The organism is Desulfonatronospira sp., assembly GCA_003563255.1.
Taxonomy (GTDB): Bacteria; Desulfobacterota; Desulfovibrionia; order Desulfovibrionales; family Desulfonatronovibrionaceae; genus Desulfonatronospira.
On sequence record PWSL01000330.1, the window covers coordinates 1 to 5622 of the forward strand.

The 5622-nt window shown below is 49.5% G+C and carries 3 protein-coding genes; all 3 read left to right on the forward strand.

From position 1 onward, the window contains the following. The first annotated feature begins 116 nt into the window (after nucleotides 1-116). The 3 genes from QZP87_RS09580 (at nucleotide 117) to QZP87_RS09590 (ending at nucleotide 5110) form a co-directional block, all read left to right on the forward strand. Nucleotides 117-2060, forward strand: coding sequence for an AsmA family protein (locus tag QZP87_RS09580; protein WP_291322696.1), 1944 nt, complete (start codon nucleotides 117-119; stop codon nucleotides 2058-2060). Between the two features lie 221 nt (nucleotides 2061-2281). After that, nucleotides 2282-4171: a FapA family protein gene (locus QZP87_RS09585; RefSeq protein ID WP_291322697.1), complete on the forward strand. Its 1890-nt coding sequence runs from the start codon at nucleotides 2282-2284 to the stop codon at nucleotides 4169-4171. A 501-nt stretch (nucleotides 4172-4672) separates the two neighbouring features. Further along, nucleotides 4673-5110: a flagellar protein FlaG gene (locus QZP87_RS09590; RefSeq protein WP_291322698.1), complete on the forward strand. Its 438-nt coding sequence runs from the start codon at nucleotides 4673-4675 to the stop codon at nucleotides 5108-5110. The last annotated feature ends 512 nt before the right edge of the window (nucleotides 5111-5622 follow it).

The following is a 5622-nucleotide window of genomic DNA, read 5'->3' on the forward strand; positions in this document are numbered from 1 at the left end:
CCGCACTTATTTTTCTGAAGGATGTTTGACGGCATTTTAAAAATAAGTGACGGAAGAGCCAGTCCCCGTGCCACAGACAAAGAGCTGAACAGATACTCAAAAGAGAGGTTTAAATCATGGCAAGGACCATCAAGCTTATTATGGCAATTACAGGAATTCTTCTTTTCCTGATTATTCTGGCCATCATTGTTTTGCCGCACATTGTGGACTTCAATAGGCACAAGGCCGAGTTAGAGGCAGGGATTTATAATGCTACCGGCTACCGGGTTTCCCTGGAGGGGGATATTGAGCTCTCCTTTCTTCCCTGGCTGGGCATTGACGTAGGCAAGGCCAGTGTCGCAGCACCTCCGGAATTTGAAGATGAAAAACTGGGTTCGGTCGAAGCCCTGCAGATCCGCCTGCAGGTGTGGCCCCTGTTGCTGGGTCAGGTGCAGATGGACCGTGTGGTCCTGAAAAACCTTGACCTGTCTCTGCTGAAAGACGAACAGGGGCGTCCAAACTGGTTGGCATCAAAACCTGACCAGGCTCGAGGTCAACCCACACTTGCCCCCGGAATGGCACATGCCGGTGATTATAATAACTCATTGGATTCCGGTGATTTTTTTATTCCAGACCTGGACATAGCAGGACTTGAAGTAACAAACTCCAGCATTTCATACCGGGATCTAAGTACGGATTTTTATTTCCGTTTGACGGATCTTAATCTCACCGCTGGAAGAATAACTCAGGATACTCCGTTCGATTTGCAGGCTGAGATGAAATATCACCACCATGATCCAGAGCTTGATGCCGATATGAAATTAACCACCCAGGCCATGCTGCAGACTGAGAAAAGGACAATCCGCTTTTCGCAACTGGACATGGATATGGACCTCCAGGGCGAGTCCCTGCCGGAACCTATCCAGGATGCAAAAATCCGGGGAGATATAGTTTATGCCTTCCAGGAAAACGCTCTGCAGATATCAGAACTCTTTATCAAGGCTCTGGAAGCGGAAATACAGGGAGAGGCAAGAGCCCTGGGACTGGACGCCACCCCTGTAATCAGGTTTGACCTCCAGGGCGACAATATCGATCTGGATAGAATAATGCCAGGGCCGCGAAACATGGACGAACCCGGCAACCCCGGAAATAAATCCGGTTCAAATCCAGATAGTGATGACACTAGAGAAATCAATCTGGCATTTCTGCATGATTTTGAGATGAAGGGAAACATCAGGCTTACCGACTTCCAGGCCTGCCAGGCATTTATTGATGAACTTGAGGCGGAAATCGCCTCAGAACAGGGAGAACTGGTCATATCCCCTGTTCAGGCTGTTCTTTACCAGGGCACTCTCTCAGGATGGTTAAAGGCCGCCGACGTGAGGGGGGAGGCACATCTGGAAATAAACAAAACCCTTAAAGACGTCCAGGCCGGTCCATTGCTGCGGGATCTCACAGACAAGGACTTTCTCACCGGTATGGCCGGGCTTGACCTGAAGCTGAGAACATTTGGAAACAATACCGATCTGTTACTTGACAACCTCTTTGGCGATGCCCGCATGGAAATGCAAGACGGCACAATCAGGGGCATTGACCTGGACCATCAGATCCGGGATGCCTTTGCAATAGCTTTCGGAGATGAACGCCCCCCCAGGGAAGAAAAAAAGGATTCAACACAATTCTCCAGTTTCAAAGGCAGCTTTGACATTGTTTCCGGAGTTGCATCCTCACAGGACCTGGAACTGGTTTCTCCTGTGCTGGGCATGAGAGGCGACATGCGTTTGGATCTGCCCGGATCCCGCGTGGATTCCAGGGCCAGGGTAGCCCTTGATGGGGCCTTGAAAGAGGAAATACAGAACCGGTATGCTTTGCCGGATGCTGATATACCCCTTCGCATACAGGGGCCTTTTGATGATGTAAGGGTTGGCCTGGATGTAGAAGACATCATCCGCAAACTGTTGCAGGACAAAGGCGAGGGGTTGCTGCAGCAGTTGTTGGACCAGACAGACCCGGAAACTCAAGGCGATGCAAACCAGGAAAACGGGCCCCGGGATATGCTGCGACGTCTTTTGCCGGGCTAGTTTTCCCGTCACCATGCACCCGGCCTGGGGACTGTCCCGCCAGTACTGTCTGTGCAGATTCAAAAAATTCAGCGTTGGTAGTTTTTTATATGTACAGGAAAGGTGTCGCGGGGACTGTCCCCTGGCCGGTATTGGCCTTCTGAATGGTTACAGTGCCTCTCCCCTTCCAGCTCAAATTAAGTGTCGCTGTAGTGGTAACCGATCACTAAAAGGAGCCCTGAATGACAGCTGATAATTCTGAGGGTATTCCAGGTTCCTCGGGACTGGAACTTGAAGTCTCAGAAGACCGGATGAGCGTCAAGGTAAAAAACTATTCTCCAACCACAGGCTCTCATGGAGATCTTAGTCTGGAGGATATCTATGCCGAGCTGAAAAGGCTGGATGTCGTGATGCAGCCGGTGGAGAGCATACTGAAGAATGTTCTCCTCAGAGCCTGGTCTGGTTCATCCATCAAGGACCTGACCATCATGACCGGAGTATTGCCCCGAAAAAAAGGGGTAAGGTTTTTTGAGCACAAGGGCAATCTCTCCTTTCCTGTATTCAAGGACATTCTTATTGGAACCTATACCACCGCTTCGCAGGACCAGTCCGGCCGGAACGTTTTTGGACGTCCGGTGTCCCCGAACAAACTCGGTCCAGAGTATTTCCAGGACATTGCCATCGGTCCGGGTTGCAGGATGGACCAACAATCCGGCGGCGTCGTGGCCAAGGGATACGGACTGGTGCAGTTGGACCCGGGCAAGGTGGACGTAAAGCCTCTTTTTCGCATTGCCGGCGAAAAAAGCCGCATGGTCAGCATCATATTCCCAAAGGATTACCATGAAATAGATATGCAGCTGGATAAGATCCTGAACTCCCTGGAAGATATGAAGGTCGCTGAAAACATGATCGATTATCAGGCTATTGAAAAAGCCCTGAAAAACGCCCTGAAAACCAAAAGCCCTCAGATTACCATAGCCGCCAGGGGAACCCCGGCAAAGCACGGCCGCAACGGTTTTTTTGAGCTGGCGAGAGCTCTGGAACCTGAAGAAGTGGATGATTCCGATATCACCAGGAGAGTGGATTTCAGGCAGCAAAGCGTTTACAGATCAGTACCAGAAGGCACTTTACTGGGCAGAATACATCATGCGACCCAAGGACGTGACGGCCAGGATATATTTGGAAATGTGATTACCGGCAGGGACGGCAAAGAGTGCGGCCTCGGGCCGGGAGAGAATGTGCGCCTTGATTCTTCCACCGGGGATCTTGTGGCGGAGACTGCCGGCCTGGTGGTTTTCAGCGAAAAGCAGGTTTCCATAATTGATTTTTTACAGGTAAACGGGGATGTCAGCCTGTCCACCGGAAATATCAAGTTGAACAAGGGCTCCCTGGAAGTCATGGGCACTGTCAGGGATGGATTCTCTGTGCGCTGCCCCGAACACCTGATTGTGCATAAAGGCATTGATGACGCCCAGGTCCTGGCCGGAGGCAACATCGAAGTCCAGGGGGGAATTGTCATGAAAGGCTCAGGCTACATCAAGGTCAAGGGCACTCTCCGCTGCAAGTTCGCAGAAAATGCCAGTATCATGGCCGTGGGTCAGGTTTCCTTTGCCAATAACCTGACCAACTGTACAGTTACCTGCAAGGACAAGGTAGTCTCCCACGGCAAAGGCAAGGTCATGGGAGGCAGGATTACTGCTGAAAAAGGGATGGAGGTCCGGGAACTTGGATCTGGTTACGGAGTCAAGACAGAGGTAAATATCGGCCTTGTACCCCAAAGCATACAGCGCCTTCTCAATGAAAAGAAAAAACTCAGGTACCACAAGAATGAAATCAATAAAAAGATTTCATCCATGGATCTGAAAAATTCCAGCCCGGAGCAGAAAAAGGCCATTCAGGAAATTATGCACACCTTTAATGTTATCCAGGAAAGGTTGATAAAAACCGACAGAATACTGGATGAAAAAAGAGAAGAATTTAAAAAAAGCACCAATCTGGTCCTTAAAGTAACCAATACTGTATATCCCGGCTCTGTCATCACCATCTCAGGCAAATCAATGTATGTTCGGAATCAGATGAAGGCCTGCAAATTTTTTTACGACCCGGTGGATGACAGGATTTCCTGGAGCTGACTTGCAGGGAGCATTATCACTACAGGGACGCTTCATTTGAACTCGAAGGAGACTGGCTCTCCCCGCACTTTTTTTTCAAATTCATTCAAACTCGAGAGTTCTTGGTTCTTGGTTCTTCGTTCTTCGTTCCTGGTTCCTGGTTGAAAGAAATAAAGTGAATAAATTTGGATAGATATCTGGTCTGGCCCGAAAGACATGTTGAGTTGCCAAAAAAGCCAATAAAAATAAATAGTTACAAAAAAACTTTGTAACTTCTCAATAACTCCGGGCAGTATTCCTGGATACCGGCTTCAGCCGGTATGACATCACAATGCAACGACCTGTTTTCATTCGTCATTCCGGCGAAAGCCGGAATCCAGGTATTTTCTTAGTGTAAGATCGCCCGTAGTTATTAAGTGCGGCGGTGCCTGTCCCCTGCTTTCCTTAAAAACGCTGAACAGATACGGTTAAAGTTTTCTGCCTTCTGTCCGATAATAGTGATAAGAAAGAAAGGAGGCAGTCATGAATATCACCAGCTTCGATATAAATCCCTTGGTCTCATTGGACTTAAAATCAACCGGCACCCAGAAGAACTCGGGTGATCCCGGCAAGACCACTGTAGAACCCCAGGCTTCACCCTTGGTCTCATTGGACTTAAAATCAACCGGTACCCAGAAGAACTCAGGTGATCCCGGCAAGACCATTGTAAAGCCCCAGGCTTCAAGCCAGGAGACGGACCTGAACAAACTGCACAGCGCAGCCAACTCCATAAAAGAATACATGAATTCCCTGGGGGTCAAGCTGAACTTCCAGTTTCAGGAGGATAGCGACCGCCTGCAGGTGGTGGTTGTTGATCCTGAAAACGATAAGGTCATCCGCAAGATACCTTCGGATGAACTCCTGAGCCTGGCCGAATCCATAGAGGACATGCTTGGTGTGCTGGTAAACAAGAAATTTTAAGCCTGTCTGCTTTTAAATTCTGGCAAACCGCCTCCTGCCTGTCCGAATCTTTGTAACCATTCAGGGGAGCCGATACCGTCCGTCCAGGGGACAGTCCCCGCGACACTATTCCTGCATCAGTATAATACTACCAACGCTTACTGCAACAGTCTGGAAATGACGTAAAATGTGGCGAATCCCGCTCCCAGCGGGATATACAGGTATAGTCACGGGGTACAGCGCCCTCCGCCCTTCCAGGCCAGGAGGCCCAGCACTGCTCCGCCCACCAGAACAGCCAACAGCACGCTAATAGTCACAGACATATAGCCTTATCTCCTTGTGTTTCCAATACATGTTCAAATGCACCCTACACCCAGCCATCCAGAACACCAAACCCCGCAAAAAAGGCGCGATCCTCCAACGGACCACGCCTTTTTCACTCTTGCTCTTATTTCCCAGGCCCCGGCCGTTCAGTCTCAATCCGGAAGCCTCTTCCAATAATCCCTGATCATTTAATCCTTATTCCATAATCC